At 39.0% G+C, this 16975-nt stretch carries 13 protein-coding genes; 11 read left to right on the forward strand and 2 right to left on the reverse strand.

Annotation, left to right across the window (positions count from 1 at the left end):
• Positions 1-21 precede the first annotated feature (21 nt).
• The 7 genes from IGJ87_RS00490 (at position 22) to gshAB (ending at position 11660) form a co-directional block, all read left to right on the forward strand.
• The gene (locus IGJ87_RS00490) at positions 22-936 is read left to right on the forward strand and encodes an ABC transporter permease (RefSeq protein ID WP_002287893.1); all 915 of its coding nucleotides are present in this window, start codon (positions 22-24) and stop codon (positions 934-936) included.
• A gap of 25 nt (positions 937-961) precedes the next feature.
• Complete coding sequence (locus IGJ87_RS00495) at positions 962-2743, forward strand: oligopeptide ABC transporter substrate-binding protein (protein ID WP_002287894.1); 1782 nt, start codon at positions 962-964, stop codon at positions 2741-2743.
• A 347-nt stretch (positions 2744-3090) separates the two neighbouring features.
• The gene (rnc, locus tag IGJ87_RS00500) at positions 3091-3777 is read left to right on the forward strand and encodes a ribonuclease III (protein WP_002287896.1); all 687 of its coding nucleotides are present in this window, start codon (positions 3091-3093) and stop codon (positions 3775-3777) included.
• Between the two features lie 19 nt (positions 3778-3796).
• Complete coding sequence (gene smc, locus IGJ87_RS00505) at positions 3797-7378, forward strand: chromosome segregation protein SMC (protein WP_002301166.1); 3582 nt, start codon at positions 3797-3799, stop codon at positions 7376-7378.
• 8 nt (positions 7379-7386) lie between these two features.
• Positions 7387-8196: a Cof-type HAD-IIB family hydrolase gene (locus IGJ87_RS00510; RefSeq protein WP_002287898.1), complete on the forward strand. Its 810-nt coding sequence runs from the start codon at positions 7387-7389 to the stop codon at positions 8194-8196.
• Positions 8197-8207: 11 nt separating this feature from the next.
• A complete protein-coding gene (gene ftsY, locus IGJ87_RS00515) occupies positions 8208-9206 on the forward strand; it encodes a signal recognition particle-docking protein FtsY (RefSeq protein WP_002301165.1) in 999 nt (332 codons plus the stop codon).
• Positions 9207-9392: 186 nt separating this feature from the next.
• The gene (gene gshAB, locus IGJ87_RS00520) at positions 9393-11660 is read left to right on the forward strand and encodes a bifunctional glutamate--cysteine ligase GshA/glutathione synthetase GshB (protein WP_002294288.1); all 2268 of its coding nucleotides are present in this window, start codon (positions 9393-9395) and stop codon (positions 11658-11660) included.
• A gap of 87 nt (positions 11661-11747) precedes the next feature.
• Here gshAB and IGJ87_RS00525 read toward each other — a convergent pair whose 3' ends face one another.
• Complete coding sequence (locus tag IGJ87_RS00525; RefSeq protein ID WP_002294287.1) at positions 11748-12200, reverse strand: YueI family protein; 453 nt, start codon at positions 12198-12200, stop codon at positions 11748-11750.
• A 149-nt stretch (positions 12201-12349) separates the two neighbouring features.
• Here IGJ87_RS00525 and IGJ87_RS00530 point away from each other — a divergent pair, with 149 nt between their 5' ends.
• From IGJ87_RS00530 to IGJ87_RS00545, 4 genes are read left to right on the forward strand one after another with little or no spacing between them, the layout of a single operon-like run.
• The gene (locus IGJ87_RS00530; RefSeq protein ID WP_002294286.1) at positions 12350-13300 is read left to right on the forward strand and encodes an ABC transporter permease; all 951 of its coding nucleotides are present in this window, start codon (positions 12350-12352) and stop codon (positions 13298-13300) included.
• Positions 13293-14252 (forward strand): iron chelate uptake ABC transporter family permease subunit, encoded by a 960-nt coding sequence (locus IGJ87_RS00535; protein WP_002301163.1) that lies wholly within the window; start codon positions 13293-13295, stop codon positions 14250-14252. Before IGJ87_RS00530 ends, IGJ87_RS00535 begins: the two co-directional genes overlap by 8 nt.
• Entirely contained in the window at positions 14249-15004 is a 756-nt protein-coding gene (locus IGJ87_RS00540; protein ID WP_002301162.1) for an ABC transporter ATP-binding protein, read from the forward strand. Before IGJ87_RS00535 ends, IGJ87_RS00540 begins: the two co-directional genes overlap by 4 nt.
• Positions 15005-15026: 22 nt before the next feature.
• Positions 15027-15980 (forward strand): siderophore ABC transporter substrate-binding protein, encoded by a 954-nt coding sequence (locus IGJ87_RS00545; protein WP_002301160.1) that lies wholly within the window; start codon positions 15027-15029, stop codon positions 15978-15980.
• Between the two features lie 643 nt (positions 15981-16623).
• On the opposite strand, the gene IGJ87_RS00550 is transcribed toward IGJ87_RS00545, so the two are convergent.
• Entirely contained in the window at positions 16624-16920 is a 297-nt protein-coding gene (locus IGJ87_RS00550; protein ID WP_002287909.1) for a phenylalanyl-tRNA synthetase subunit alpha, read from the reverse strand.
• Positions 16921-16975: the final 55 nt, after the last annotated feature.

Here is a 16975-nt window from a genome sequence, read left to right on the forward strand (position 1 = left end):
ATCAGAAAGGAGAATGGATCGATGAGTGAAAAAAACAATACAGCAGTTCAAGAAAGTATTCCTCCTATGGGGATACGAATGATTGCTCGAGAATTTAAAAAAGATAAAATTGCTATTTTTTCATTAGGTTTGCTAGTGGTTTTATTATTAGTGATCTTTATCGGTGCGATGCTGACCGATCAAGACAAAGTGATGTATGTTAGTATCTTCGACAAATACGCTGCACCAGGAACAGTTTCGACACAAGGACAAAAGTTCATTCTGGGAGCAGATGAAGGCGGACGTGATGTATTAGGACAATTGATCATAGGTGCTAGAAACTCTGTTACGATCGGATTTGCGATCACGATCCTTACTTCGATCATCGGGGTTGGATTAGGGATCATCTCTGGCTACTACGGAGGGATCATTGACAACATCTTGATGCGGATCGTTGATTTTATCATGATTCTACCGATCATGCTGATCATTATCGTCTTCGTATCGATTATTTCCAGATACAATGTCTGGTCCTTTATATTCATCATGAGTGCATTTTATTGGGTAGCTAAAGCCCGATTATTCCGAAGCAAGACATTATCTGAAGCAAGAAGAGATTATGTCAGTGCCTCAAAAACAATGGGAACCAATGATTTTAAAATCATGTTCCGCGAAATCATGCCGAATCTAAGTTCATTAATCATTACTAATTTGACGATGAACTTTGCGGCAAACATCGGTATCGAGACAACTTTGACTTTCTTAGGTTTCGGCTTGCCGGCAAATGTACCTAGTTTAGGTACATTGATCGGTTATGCAAGTAACGGAGAAGTCTTAGTGAATCGGCAATGGATCTGGTTACCCGCATCAATCCTTATTTTAGTTTTGATGTTGAGTATCAATTATGTTGGACAAGCATTCAAGCGTTCTGCAGATGCGCGCCAACGGTTAGGCTAGTATAGAAGCGAAGGGGGAAATAGGAATGAAGAAAACGATTTTTGGATTTGCAGCGCTGATGTCTGCTGTCGTTCTTGCAGCATGCGGGGGCGGAGGTACAGATACCTCTGGAAACAACTCTGGAGGCAACGGCAATAACAAAGAGGAATTAACTTTTCCAATTGCAACAAAAAATAATGATGATGCAATCGAAGACGGCGAATTAGAAGCTGCGGTCGCAACGGACAGTCAGTTTAAAGGATTGTTCCAGTGGGAGTTTTACCAAGATTCATATGATGCAGCTTTTATGGCTCCTTCTCATGAACCGCTATTTGCAAACGATGACGATTTCAGAATCACAGACGACGGAGCTGCAACGCTTGATCTAGATGAAGATACGAAAAAAGCGACAATCAAAGTAAAAGACAACGTCAAATGGTCAGATGGTGAAGATGTAACGGCGGACGATGTGATTTTCCCTTACGAAATCATTGGGAATAAAGATTACACTGGTATCCGTTATGACGACACTTTCCGTAACATCGTAGGTATGGAAGAATATCATGATGGAAGTGCCGACACAATCTCCGGAATCAAAAAAATAGACGACAAAACAGTTGAAATCGAATATAAAGAAGTAAACCCAAGCATGCTTCAATCGGGTGGTGGTATTTGGTCATATGCAGCACCAAAACATACGTTAGAAGGTGTAGCAATCAAAGATATGGAATCAAGCGATCAAGTACGTAAAAATCCAGTGACTTTTGGCCCTTATTACATGAGTAATATCGTTGCAGGAGAATCAGTAGAATACTTGCCAAACGAGCACTACTGGAATGGTACGCCTAAATTGAAAAAGATCACGATGAAATCTGTACCGATGGCAAGTGCAACTGAAGCATTGAACTCTAAATTATATGATATGATTTTCCAAATGCCAACAGATACTTACGATACCTATAAAGAAATTGCTGGCTATACAAACTTAGGCCGTGAACAAACTTCTTATACTTATCTAGGATTCAAGTTAGGTAAATGGAATGCAGATACAAAGAGTGTGGAATACAATCCAGATTCAAAAATGGCTGATAAATCATTACGTCAAGCAATGGGCTATGCATTAGATAATAATGCAGTAGGTGAGCGTTTCTATGCAGGTTTGAGAAGCAATGCGACTTCATTGATTCCTCCAGTATTCCAGTCATACCATGATGATGAGATGAAAGGATTCACACAAGATCTAGACAAAGCGAAAAAACTATTAGATGATGCTGGCTACAAAGATGTGGATGACGATGGTTTAAGAGAAGACAAAGATGGAAATAAACTAACAATCAACTTTGCTTCGATGTCCGGTGGGGAAACAGCGCAACCATTGGCAGATTACTATATCCAACAGTGGAAAGAAATCGGTTTGGATGTCCAATACACAACAGGTCGTCTGATCGAATTCAATTCTTTCTATGATAAATTAGAAAACGATGATCCTGAAATTGATGTTTACCAAGCTGCTTGGAATACAGGAACTGATCCAAATCCAAGTGGACTATGGGGACCAAATGCTGCGTTCAACTACACTCGTTATGAATCAGAAGAAAATACAAAATTGATCAACGATATCAGTTCAAGCAAAGCATTTGATGAAGAGTACCAAAAAGAAGCATATCAAAAATGGCAACAATATGCATTTGAAGAAGCATTTGCGATTCCAACGTTGTTCCGTAATGAAGTATTGCCAGTCAACGACCGTGTCAAAGACTGGGATTGGTCTTATGATGTACCAAACCCATGGGCAAATGTTTCTGTTACAGCAGATTCACGTTCATAATCACTAAAAATGACCGAAAAAGGGCGATGTCCTTTTTCGGTTTTTTGATATTTTTCTGTTTATTTCTCTAATATTCAGGTCAAGGCGCTGATTTCATGACTTCTCCAATAAACGGTGTTCAAAGTCCAGTTTCTCGGTATTAAGTCAAATTTATGCAAAAATATGGAAAGCCATTTTCACAAAATTTTTTCTTCATACTCGAAACTAAACGAATTTTTCACAACTTCTCGTCAATCACTAGGATTATTAAAGCTTTACTTACCTTTTGACCGAACCATTTCAAATTTGACAAAAAACCAGTATAATAAGGAAGTATCGAAAAAATATCCATAAAAGGAATGTGGAAAATGGACAACCAGCTGACAAAAGAACTAAAAGAAAACTATAACATCGTTTTTCACGATCTAAATTTGCTTGAACAAGCTTTTACCCATTCATCCTATGTGAATGAGCATCGCAATCTGCAATTATCGGATAATGAGCGACTTGAATTTTTAGGAGATGCCGTTTTAGAACTGATGGTTTCTCAGTATTTATTCCGTTTATATCCTCATTTGCCAGAAGGAAAATTGACAAAAACACGAGCTGCGATCGTTCGCGAAGACAGCTTGTCGAAATTTGCCAAAGAATGTCACTTTGATCAATATGTTTTGTTGGGCAAGGGAGAAGAGAATTCAGGAGGACGTACGCGACCAGCATTGCTTTGCGACCTATTCGAAGCTTTTTTAGGCGCGTTATATCTTGACCAGGGATTCGACACGACCCATGCATTCATCGAAAAAGTGATTTTTCCTAAAGTCAAAGCAGGTGCTTTTTCACATGAGATGGATCATAAAACAAAACTACAAGAAGTCTTGCAAAAATCAGGTGATGTATCAATCGAATACCGATTGATCAATGAAGAAGGTCCAGCTCATGAACGAGTATTTTGGATCGAAGTTTATGTAGATGATCAATTGATTGGCACTGGACAAGGAAAATCGAAAAAATTAGCAGAACAAGCTGCGGCGGAAAATGCATTGGCAGCACTGTAAAAGTAAGTGAGGGAAAGCTTTGTATTTGAAACGAATTGAAATAGCCGGTTTTAAATCATTTGCAGACAAGACAGTCATTGACTTTGAAAATAGCGTCACAGCAGTGGTTGGACCAAATGGCAGTGGAAAAAGCAATATTACAGAAGCTATCCGCTGGGTATTAGGAGAACAATCTGCTAAAAGTCTGCGAGGCGGAAAAATGCCGGATATCATCTTTGCCGGTTCCGATACCCGTAAGCAGCTGAATATTGCAGAAGTCACAGTGATTTTAGACAATAGTGATCATTATCTGCCATTGGAGTACAATGAGATCAGTGTAACCCGCCGTTATCGACGGACTGGGGAAAGCGAGTTTTTCATCAATAAACAAAGCTGCAGATTAAAAGATATCCAAGAATTGTTCTTAGACTCTGGATTAGGAAAAGAATCGTTCTCAATCATTTCTCAAGGAAAAGTAGAAGCGATTTTCAGTAGTAAACCGGAAGACCGTCGTGGGATCTTTGAAGAAGCAGCTGGTGTCTTGAAATACAAGCAGCGGAAAAAGAAAGCAGAACAGAAGCTTTTTGAAACAGAAGACAACCTCAGCCGCGTCCAAGACATCATCCACGAATTGGAAGAACAGTTAACTCCTTTGGCCGCCCAGAGTGAGGCAGCAAAGGAGTTTTTACGGCTAAAAGAAACACTGACTCAAACCGATGTCTCTTTGATGGTTGCCGAAATCAAGACAGCAAAAAAAGATTGGGACAACAAACAAGCACAGCTTGCGAAATTCAATCTAGAATTAGGCAAACTATCTGAGTCGATCCAAGAACAAGAATCCATTTTGGCGAAGCAGCGTAAAGAAAATGCGCAAGCCGATCGTCTGATCGAAAAAAATCAGCAAGTATTATTAGATCTTTCGGAAAAACTGAAGCAGACAGAAGGACAAAAAGATGTTTTGCAGGAGCGGACAAAGCATACACAAAAAAGCTCGCAAGAATATCAAACTTCATTAGCAGAAGCACAAAAAAAGGTTAAACATTTTGAAAAGCTTCAAGAAAGCTTGTTGAAAGAAGTAGCAGAAAAAGAAACAGAAATCCAAAAAGCTGAAGCAAGTCTCATAAAAACACAGCAAGAATTAGAAAAATACCAAAAATCAACGAAAGAATTACTGGCAGAACTAAGAGATCAATATGTTGATTTGATGCAAGAGCAAGCAGCTGTAGGAAACGAACTGAAGTATCTAGAACGTCAATATGTACAAGAAACAGCAAAAAGTAAGCAGACGTTAGCCAAGCAATCGGAAGTAGAGGCATCAGTAGACCGATTGATCTTACAAAAAGAAGAATTGACACAAAAGCAGGCGCAGCTAAAATCATCTTTAACTGAAACAAAAGAGAAGTTAGAAATGATCCAACAAAACGGGAAAAAGTTCCAAGAAGCATTAGCAAAAGAACAGCCTAAAATGTATCAATTAATGAATCAAGTCCAGCAGCTACGTGCTCGTAAGAAAAGCCTTCAAGAAATCCAAGAAAACTATTTTGGTTTTTACCAAGGGGTTCGATTGGTCTTGCAGCATAAACAGCAGCTTTCGGGTATTGTCGGAGCAGTGGCTGAACTGATCGATGTTCCTGCAGATTTCACGTTAGCTATCGAAACAGCTTTAGGTGGGGCAGCCCAGCATGTCATCGTTGAAAATGAAAAAGATGCTCGGCAAGCCATCACGTATTTGAAACAGCAAAGAGGAGGAAGAGCAACATTCCTTCCACTGACGACAATCAAACCAAGACAATTACCGGCTCATATATTGACACAAGCAGCAGCTGTAGAAGGGTTTATAGGGATTGCCAGTGAACAAGTCAGTTATCCCGATCAAATCCAAACTGTGGTTCAAAACCTGCTAGGAACGATCCTTTTAGCCAAAGACTTAACTAGTGCCAATGCAATCGCGCAAACGATCCGCTATCAATATCGAGTGGTTTCCTTAGAAGGTGATGTGATGAATGCCGGAGGATCCATGACAGGTGGAGCGAATAAACGAGGAAACCAAGGCAGTTTGTTTGTACAAAATCAAGAATTGAAACAGTTGACTAGTGAATTTGAAGAAGCAGATAAACAACTCCAAGCACAAGAAAAAAAAGTTCAGGAGCTGCAACAAGAAACAGCTCGTTTAGCCGAAGAACAAGAAGTTTTGCGTACACGAGGCGAACAATTACGTTTTGAAGAACAAGAAGCGACAAATCAGCTGCAAAACATCATAAATGAACTTGAACGTTTTGAAAAAGAAAAGCAAATCTCAACTTTTGAGACACGTGAACTGCAGCAGTTTATCGAAGATTACGAAAAGCAAACGAACGAATTGAAAGACAAACAAACAGATCTTGAATCGCAACGACAAAAAATCGACGAAGAAATCAAATCGTTAAGTCAAGAAAGCGACCAGATGGAAGCCAGAAGAGCACAAGTACAAAGTCAAAAAGCACAAGAACAAGCAGATCTTGCTGTCTTGAAAGAGCAGTTTAATCATCTGCAGATCCAGCTCCGCGGTGCCCGAGTCCAAAAAGCAGAGGCAACCGAACGTCAAGAAGCGATAGAAAAGCAGTTGGCGACATTGACAGCAGACTTTTCTGATCATGAAGTCACAGAAGAAAGTTTGGAAAAACAAATTAACGAATTATCTGCTCAGCGAGAAACATTGAAAGCCGAGTTGGCAAAAGCCAAAGAGCAGCGAGATAGAAGGCAAAAGGAGATCGATAAGCTTGAAGCAGTCTTGGCAGAGCGTAATCGTGAGCAAAAAGCACGACTGTCGGAACAATCCAAATTAGAAGTCCAAAAAGACCGAGCTGAAATGATTTTAGATAATCATTTGACCTATCTGCAGTCAGAATATCAGCTGACATTTGAGAAAGCTTCCCAAGACTATCAAGAAACAACCGATATCGAAGACAGTAGAACAAAGGTTTCATCCTTAAAAGAACAGATTGAAAAACTGGGACCAGTAAACTTAAATTCAATCGAACAATACGAACAAGTCAGTGAAAGACATACATTCTTAGCAACACAGCGAGATGATCTGTTAGCAGCGAAAAACCAATTGTTTGAAACGATGGATGAGATGGATGATGAAGTGCGGACAAGATTCAAAGAAGTATTTGAAGCTATCCGTCAAGAATTCAAAATTGTCTTTCCAAATATGTTTGGCGGCGGTAAAGCTGAATTAGTACTGACAGAACCAACTGATTTGCTGAAAACAGGTATTGAGATTGAAGTACAACCTCCTGGCAAAAAACTGCAAAGTTTAAGTTTGCTTTCTGGAGGAGAACGAGCACTTACAGCCATCGCGTTGCTCTTTTCTATTATCCGTGTCTGTCCTGTTCCGTTTTGTATCTTAGATGAGGTAGAAGCAGCGTTAGATGAAGCCAACGTGAAACGTTTTGGTCGTTACTTGAGCGATTTCCAAGATGACACACAATTTATCGTAGTCACACACCGCAAAGGAACGATGGTCGCAGCAGATGTACTGTACGGAGTGACGATGCAGGAATCCGGTGTATCAAAAATCGTTTCTGTACGGATGGAAGATATCAATGAAGAGGCGAAAATCAACGAAACGAAAGTGTAGGAACGAAAATGATCAAATTAGTAGCAATCGATTTGGACGGTACATTATTAAATGAACAAAAGCTGATTTCAGATGAGAATAAACAAGCATTAGCACAAGCAAAACAGCAAGGGGTCAAGATCGTTCTATGTACAGGACGCCCCTTAGCTGCGATGGCGCATTATCTGCAAGAATTAGGACTGGTAGATGAAGGTGACTACAGCATCACTTTCAACGGCGGTTTGGTACAAAAAAATGATACTGGTGAAATCATGGAAAAGAAAGTGATGGAAGTATCAGATATCCAACGCTTATACAAACTGGCTCAGCAATTGGATCTGCCACTAGATGTTTTGTCTGACAATGTGGTTTTACAGCTGCCTAGTGCCCCAAGGAAGCAATCCTTGTACAATGTGTTGAATAAGCTGCTGCAATTCCAACCAGCGGATATAAGCGATATTACAGATGAATTTGTGCTTAATAAGGCAGTAATCGCTTATGACCAAGAAGAATTAGATCCTAAAATCAAAGAAATACCAGCAGAATTCCATGAAATGTATGAGATCATCAAAACGAGAAGTATGCTTTTGGAATTTATGCCAAAAGGTGTTACAAAAGCTTATGGTATTTCTTTATTGGCAAAAGATCTTGGTTTGAAACAAGAAGAAATCATGGCAATCGGTGATGAAGAAAATGATTTACCGATGATCCAATACGCTGGACTAGGCGTAGCGATGGAGAATGCTGTGCCTTTCGTCAAAGAAGCAGCAGATTTCGTGACAGCCAGCAATGAAGAAAATGGCGTAGCCAAAGTGATCCAAAAATTTGTATTAGAGTAGGGGGGAGTCAAATGGGATTTTTTGATAAAATCAAGCGTGCTTTTACTGGCGAAGAGAAAACAGAAGAAGTTGAAGTACAGGAGAAGTACGACAAGGGTTTAGAAAAGACGCGTAAAACATTTGGTGAACGGATGAATGAGTTGTTTGCCAATTTTCGAACAGTCGATGAAGACTTTTTTGAAGAATTAGAAGAAACACTTATCGGTGCAGATGTAGGTTTTGAAACAGCGATACGAATCACCGAAGCATTACGTCAAGAAGTGAAACTCAGAAATGCGAAAAAATCGGCAGAAGTCCAAAATGCGATCATCGAGAAACTTGTGGATCTCTATGAAGCGGAAGGAATCAATGAAGTAAATGAACTAAATATCCAAGAAGACGGACTAACAGTTATTTTGTTTGTCGGTGTTAATGGTGTAGGGAAAACAACAAGTATTGGTAAACTTGCCCATCAGTTCAAAAACGAAGGTAAAAAAGTATTGATGGCAGCAGCAGATACCTTCCGCGCTGGAGCAATCGACCAGTTAGTTGTCTGGGGCGAACGCGCTGGTGTTGAAGTTGTTCGTGGCAATGCAGGCGGCGATCCAGCAGCTGTCGTATTCGATGCTTTGGAAAGAGCAAAGATAGAGCAGGCAGATGTTTTACTAGTTGATACTGCAGGCCGACTGCAAAATAAAGTGAACTTGATGAACGAATTAGAAAAAATAAAACGAGTAATCCAGCGGGAATTACCAGAAGCACCCCAAGAAACACTTCTTGTACTAGATGCAACAACTGGTCAAAACGCGATGGTTCAAGCAAAACAATTCAAAGAAACAACAGATGTGACCGGTCTTGTTTTGACAAAATTAGATGGTACAGCAAAGGGCGGTATCGTACTTGCTATCCGTAATGAATTGCATTTACCAGTGAAATTGGTCGGTCTTGGTGAAGGAATCGATGACTTGGAGCCGTTTGATCCAAATGATTTTGTCGTTGGATTGTTCAAAGGATTACTAAAAGAAGAATAACCCATGTCTAAAAAGCAGGAGCTGTGACAAAAGTTGCGGCTCCTTGTTTGAATGATTGTTTTTAACATAGCTGTGTTTTTGATGCCTTCATTTTTATACTTATTTGTAAGCGGTTCTCAAACAATTTCGTTCTTTTTCTTAGACTTTTTGATTATAATTAGATTCATATGAATTGGAGGTCACTTAATGATGAATTTTAAGCAATTATTATTGCATGTCAATGCGCGCCCTTTTATCGACCAAGCTCGATTTGGTATAGAACGGGAAGGACAGCGGGTTGATCTTGCAGGAAATCTAGCAAAAACCGATCATCCAGCAATCTTTGGCGATCGATCCTATCACCCCTATATCCAAACAGATTTTAGCGAAACACAAACAGAGATGATCACTCCTGTTACCGATTCTATTCCCGAATTATTTCAGTATCTCGCTGCTGTTTATGATGTGACTGCTCGTTCTATACCGAAAGAAGAGATGATCTGGCCATTAAGTATGCCACCTGCCTTACCGGAAAAAGACGAAGCGATCATTATTGCAAAATTAAAAAATTTCGAAGATGTCTTGTATCGACGTTATTTAGCAAAAGAATACGGGAAGCGAAAACAGATGGTAAGCGGTATCCATTTCAATTTTGAATTTGGCGATGAGTTGCTAAGAACATTGTTCAGCCATCAGGAAGAATTTCAAGATTTTTCCGAATTCAAAACAGAACTTTATTTGAAAACGGCGAGAAACTTTATGCGCTATCGCTGGATGATCACTTATTTATTCGGTGCTTCACCAATGAGTGAGAAGAACTACTTTTTAGATGAATCACATCCGCAAGAACCTGTTCGCAGTATTCGTAACAGTGCGCTGGGCTATACGAATCATCCAAATGTGAAAGTTTCCTATGCTTCTATGAAACAGTATTTAGCAGATATCGAGCGAATGATCGAAGAAGGGAAACTTTCGGAGGAGAAAGAATTTTATACACCGCTTCGTTTCCGAGGCGGAAAGAAAGTCGCAGATTTAGCAACAACAGGTGTTCGTTATATTGAATTGCGGAATATCGATTTGAATCCTTATGCAAGATTGGGTATCAATCCAGAGCAAGTTCGGTTCTTACAATTATTCCTGATGTACATGTTATGGACAGAAGAAAAAGAAGACTGTGACCAATGGGTAGCAGAAGGTACGACTCGAAATAACAAAGTAGCACTAGAACAACCATCAGATCAAACAGAATTTCATCAAGAAGGTAGAGAAATTCTTGAAGGGATGAAGCAAATGCTGGTTGAATTGGATTGGTTGGATTCTCTTTATTTAGTAGAGGAAGCATTGACTCAAATGGATCATCCTGAACAAACGTTAGCAGCGAAACTCTATCAAGAAGCACAGCTATCGAGTCAGCAAGAAGTTGCTGTGGCATTGGGACATCAATATTATAAAGAAAGCCATGAACGTCCCTATCAGTTGGCCGGTTTTCGCGAAATGGAACTTTCTACTCAGATATTTATGTTCGATGCCATCCAAAAAGGTGTCCAAGTCAAAGTATTAGATGAGTCGGATCAATTTTTGCGTCTGCAATTCCAAGACCATGTAGAATATGTGAAAAATGCAAACATGACAAGTAAGGACAGCTATATCGTCCCACTTATCATGGAAAACAAAACAGTAACGAAAAAAGTCTTAAAAGAAGCTGGGTTCCGGGTACCAGGAGGCGCAGAATTTTCATCCATGGAAGAAGCGGTAAAAGCTTATCCGAGATTTGCCGAGCAGGCATTTGTGATCAAACCTAAATCAACCAATTACGGGTTAGGTATCACGATTTTCAAGGAAGGAGCTAGTCTGGAAGATTATCAAGCAGGTTTAGCCATTGCTTTTCGTGAAGACAGTTCGGTTTTAGTAGAAGAATTTATGCCGGGAACGGAATATCGTTTCTTTGTGATCGACGGAGAAGTCCAAGCCATCATGTTGCGAGTCCCTGCTAATGTTATTGGTGACGGTATCCGAACAGTGAAAGAACTTGTTGAAGAAAAAAATAGTGACCCTTTGCGTGGAACGAATCATCGTGCACCTTTAGAATTGATCCAATTAGGTGAATTAGAACAATTGATGTTGAAAGAACAAGGGTTGACGATCGAATCAGTTCCCCAAGCCAATCAAATTGTTTATCTAAGGGAGAACTCAAATATCAGTACAGGTGGTGATTCGATCGATATGACTGATGAATTTTCTGAAGCTTACAAAAAAATCGCCGTTTCTGCGGTAGAAGCACTAGGAGCTAAGATTAGTGGTATCGATTTGATTATACCAGATAAAGAAATCGATCCTACAACTGATAAAAAAGCATATGGGATCATCGAAGCAAATTTCAATCCAGCCATGCATATGCATGTTTATCCCTTTGCAGGAAAAGGCAGAAGATTGACGATGAATGTATTGAAATTGTTATATCCTGAAGTATTTTAAAAGAAAAAGCTTTTGACAGATTGTCCTATTTGATGTCAATCTGATCAAAAGCTTTTTTGCATGTAAAAATTTATGTGTTTTTTCGTTTTAAAATAAACGATCCCAGAAGCTTTTTTTCTTTTTTGGTTTTTCTTTTTCAACTGGCGAAGAGTTTTCTTCTGGGTATTTTTTTTCGATATCAATCACAGGTTCATTTACTGCTTCTTTTGCTGTTAAGAGCAATCCGAATTCCTCAGGATTTGCAGTGACGTAATCGTTGACTACAGTAAATCGGCTATTGTTTTTCGTTGCTAGCTGGATATATTGGTTTTGGACAGAAAGGGGTAGAGCCCCATTCAAGAGTATGGAAGCATCTGGATGTTTTTTGAGTTCTTTTAAAAAGTTTTCTTTGTTTTTTGGTTGGATCATTTCAGCAACAGTCATACTAAGATAGCAGCGTTCCCTGAATGTCCCTAAATATTTATGCTGTTCTTCAGGGTTCACTAAAGGTGTACCATAAAGTCCCTTATCCAAATGGCTTTTTACATCATCTTGTGCCATAAAAAATACCCTCCTTCTTCTCTTTGTCTTTCTTACGATTATAGCATATTCCCAATAATACCTAAAACATATGAAAAAGCGGTTGCTTTTGTTCAACGATTCACTTAAAATAAGAATGAAAATCATTCTCAATTAGAAAGGTGGATTGGATGCGCTACGGACGACTAGTAGCATTATTAGTTATTTTAAGTAGTATTTCATTGTTCATCGGAGTATCGAATGTACAATTGTCAGAACTGCTCCAGTTAGATGGGCAAAGCTTACAAATCTTGCTAGTGACTCGTTTGCCACGAACGATTTGTTTGATCCTTGTGGGAGCGACCAGTAGTATTTGTGGGTTGATCATGCAACATTTGACCCAAAATAAATTTGTTTCACCAACGACTGCGGGCACGATGGATAGTGCGCGTTTAGGTATTTTAGTGGCTATGATTTTCCTACCTGGTGCATCCTTGATTGTCCGATCCTTGACAGCATTTTGCTTTGCTTTTGCAGGAACATTGCTTTTTTTATCCCTTACGCGATTGTTCCCCCAGAAAAATCAATTGATGCTTCCGTTGATTGGAGTCATGTTAGGGAATATCATTGGTTCAGTTGCTACTTTTTTTGCTTATCAATTCCAGTTGGTACAAAATATGACTTCATGGCTTCAAGGAAATTTTGCGACTGTGATACGAGGAAATTATGAGTTATTGTATGCTGTTGTTCCATTGTTGCTCTTGGTTTGGCTATTTGCTTACCGATTTACGATCATTGGTCTGGGCGAATCGTTTGCAGTAAATTTGGGAATAGATTACCAGAAGATGCAGTTTTTAGGCATTGGCTTAGTATCATTGGCTAGTGCAGTCATGTTGATCATGGTAGGAAGCATTCCTTTTATCGGAGTGATCATTCCGAATCTTGTCTCTAGAATATATGGAGATCAAGTGCACAAAACAATTGGCGTAACTGCTTTAGCAGGTAGTTTGTTCTTAGTATTTTGCGATCTTGTCGCTCGCGTGTTGATTTTTCCTTATGAAATACCAGTCAGTGTGATCGTTGGAATCATCGGTGGGGCTATCTTCCTTTATCTTCTGATAAGGGGGCGACGATATGCTTAAAAAAAAGCCATCTATTTTTATTGGTATGCTTGTTCTTGTTTTATTTGTTACAGGAATGTACTTGACGATCCATACATATGGAAACTGGCATTTTGCATGGGCATTGAGGAGTAAGAAAATTTTTGCATTTATCCTTGTCTCGCTAGCTGTCAGCAGTGCCACAATCAGCTTTCAGACAATTACGCATAACCAGTTTTTGACTCCTTCAGTATTGGGACTTGAGTCGTTATATGTCCTTGTCCAAACGGTCCTTTTCTTCTTTATCGGAGGAGTGACGATGCTTCAGCAGACAGGTACAGTTTTTTTCTTATTGAACGTTGGGCTGATGGTCGGGCTGAGTCTATTGTTATTTTTCTTTCTTTTGAAAAAAATGAGAGCGAATCTTTTTTTATTACTGATGTCAGGGATGATTTTAGGTACGCTTTTTGGTAGTGTCAGTACCTTTTTACAAGTCATCATGGATCCGAATGAATATGATTTGCTTCAAGGCAGATTATTTGCAAGCTTTGGCAATATCCAGAGTCAGTATCTTTTGCCTGCTTCTTTGATCATTATCGGCTGCTGGTACCTGTTATTTCGATATCGACATGTGCTAGACGTTTTCCATCTCGGAAATGAACAAGCAGTAAACCTCGGGATAGACACAGATCGTTTTGAATTTTTGATTTTATGTTGTGTCAGTCTTTTGACAGGGACATCAACGGCTCTTGTGGGTCCAGTTACTTTTTTAGGGTTTATTGTCGCAAATATCAGTTATCGTGTCTTTTCTACTTATCGTCATGGTCAGCTATTTATCGGAAGCTTTCTGGTAGCTATGCTGTTTCTGACAGGAGGACAGCTCGCAGTAGAGCAGATTTTCGGCTGGAATACAACAGTGAGTGTCGTCGTTGAATTTGTCGGAGGAATTTATTTTGTCACAAAATTGATTCGCGAAAGGAAGAGTATCCTATGATTGATTTACAAAAGGTCAATAAACTGTACCATGGAAAATCAGTGGTTAAAGATGTACAGTTAACGATTCCTGAAAAGAAGTTGACTGCTTTTATCGGTCCAAATGGTGCTGGAAAGTCAACGGTGTTGTCGATGATCAGTCGTTTGATACCAAAAGATACAGGTGAAATCTATTTAGACCATAACGAAGTAAAGGCTTGGAAATCCAATGAATTAGCCAAAAAATTATCGATCCTACGACAATCGAATGAAATAAATGTCCAAATCACCGTGAAAGAATTAGTAGAATTTGGACGATTTCCTTATACGAAAGGAAAATTGACGACAAAAGACGAGGAAATCGTTCAGGAATCACTGGAACACCTTGGGTTAGAAGAAATAGCGGATCAATCGATTGACACTCTTTCAGGCGGTCAACTCCAACGTGCGTATATTGCAATGGTGCTAGCGCAAGACACGGATTATATTTTACTGGATGAACCTTTGAACAATCTAGATATGAATTTTGCGGTTCAAATCATGCAGATCTTAAAAAAATTAGTACAAGAAATCGGGAAAACAATTGTTATTGTTCTTCATGATATCAACTTTGCTGCAAGTTATGCAGACGAAATTATTGCAATGAAAGATGGGCAGTTATTCACGCAAGGAACGACCCAAGAAATGATAAAAAAAGATGTACTGGACGAATTGTACGAAATGGACATACGAATTTGTGAGATTGAAGGTCGCAGATTCTGTCTTTATTTCTAAAACTAACATTAGGAGAGAAGAGATGAAAAAATTAGTAGTAGGTATCTTGATTCTAGCATCATTTGGTTTAGCAGCATGTGGAAATAGTGACAACACCAGTCAGGCAGATACAAAGAAAAGCAGTACGCAAGCTGAAACGGCATTAACGATAAAAGACAGTAATGGCGATCAAATCGAGGTGCCAAAGAATCCTGAAAAAGTCGTCGTATTCGACAATGGTTCTTTAGATACGATGGATGCTCTTGGTGTTGGAGATAAGGTAGTTGGAGCAGCTACAAGCAGCCTTCCTGAGTATCTTTCATCCTATAAAAAAGTGGAATCAGCAGGTGGGATCAAAGAACCAGACTTAGAAAAAATCAATCAGCTTCAGCCAGACCTGATCATCATTTCTGGCCGGCAAAGAGATTTTCAAAAAGATCTAAGTCAAATTGCTCCGACCATTTTCCTTTCTTTAGATGCGAAAAATCCATGGGAATCTTTCCAGCAAAATGTCACTGCTTTAGGGGAGATCTTTGGTAAGCAAGAAGAAGCTAAAACTCAATTAGAGGAATTATCTAGTGCAATCGATCAGACGAAAAAGAAAGCAGAAGCTACTGACAAAAAAGCACTAGTCACACTTGTGAATGAAGGGCAATTATCAGCCTACGGATCTGGTTCTAGATTCGGTTTCATCCATGATTTATTTGGCTTTGAACAAGCAGATGATCAAATCGAAGCATCCACTCACGGTCAAAGTGTTTCTTATGAATATGTGCTGGAAAAAAATCCGGATATCTTATTTGTAGTAGACAGAACAAAAGCTATTGGTGGAGACGACAGCAAAGATGATATTTCTGCCAATGAACTGGTAGCACAAACGAATGCTGGTAAAAATCAGCAGATCATCTCCCTTGAACCAGATGTCTGGTATTTAAGCGGGGGCGGTTTAGAATCAATGAAACTGATGATCGAAGATGTGAATCAAGCATTTAAATAGCATAAATAACAGAGGATTAAACTCTCATACTATGTAACAATAATGTTTCTTACATTCTTAAATAGCAAGAGCCTGTCCTCAAAGAAGTTATCAAAAACCATCCGTAAAATCGTATTGATGATTTTACGGATGGTTTTTATTTATTTGGGAAATCTTTTTTCAACGTGAATTCATTCTCTACATCATACGGGTTGATTCTAGAATGGGGAGTGGCAAAAAATAGTGTGATCCATTTTTTCAGCATCAAGATCGCCTCCTTTGATTTGAATCAAAGGTACAAAGCGAAACTTAGATAAAACTTAAATTTAGATATTTTTATTTTGTACCGATCTCTTCTTTAAACGATGTTCCATCTGCTGCTTCTCGGCAATAAGTCCACTAGACTAGAAAATATGAGAAGCTATTTTCTGTCCAGCGTTCTTATTACTCAAAGCAAATCGCAGTTGTCACAATCTCTTCTAAACGATGTTCCATCTGCTGCTTCTCGGCAATAAGTCCACTAGACTAGAAAATATGAGAAGCTATTTTCTGTCCAGCGTTCTTATTACTTAAAGCAAATCGTAGTTGTCACAATCTCTTCTAAACGATGTTCCATCAGCTGACCTTCGGTATTAGCTCAAAGCACTGATTTCACAACCTCTATTTAGGCATGTGTCTCAGCAAGCGGTTGATAGTTGATGATCTGCATTTTTCGATAAAAATCGGCGGGAAGCTTACTCCACCGTTTTAATAATTGATAGAAATAACTCTCTTCTGCTTTGATTTTATACTCGCTTAATATCAATCCAAAACTATTCGTTTTTTTTGAAGCTAATTTTTTATAAATATCCAATGCTTTGGTTTTATCTTCATTGACAAAGAGTGTTTTTACTTCAATATAAGAACCCTCGATATTTTGTGTTTCTTCGATAAAATAGATGTTTTTTATATATTCCTTCATAGTGATTCCTCCAAAGAAGTCTTTTTATTTGATAAGTTTACTCTACCGAAGAGTT

The sequence above is a fragment of the Enterococcus sp. DIV1411a genome (assembly GCF_050531945.1).
Taxonomy (GTDB): Bacteria; Bacillota; Bacilli; order Lactobacillales; family Enterococcaceae; genus Enterococcus_B; species Enterococcus_B faecium.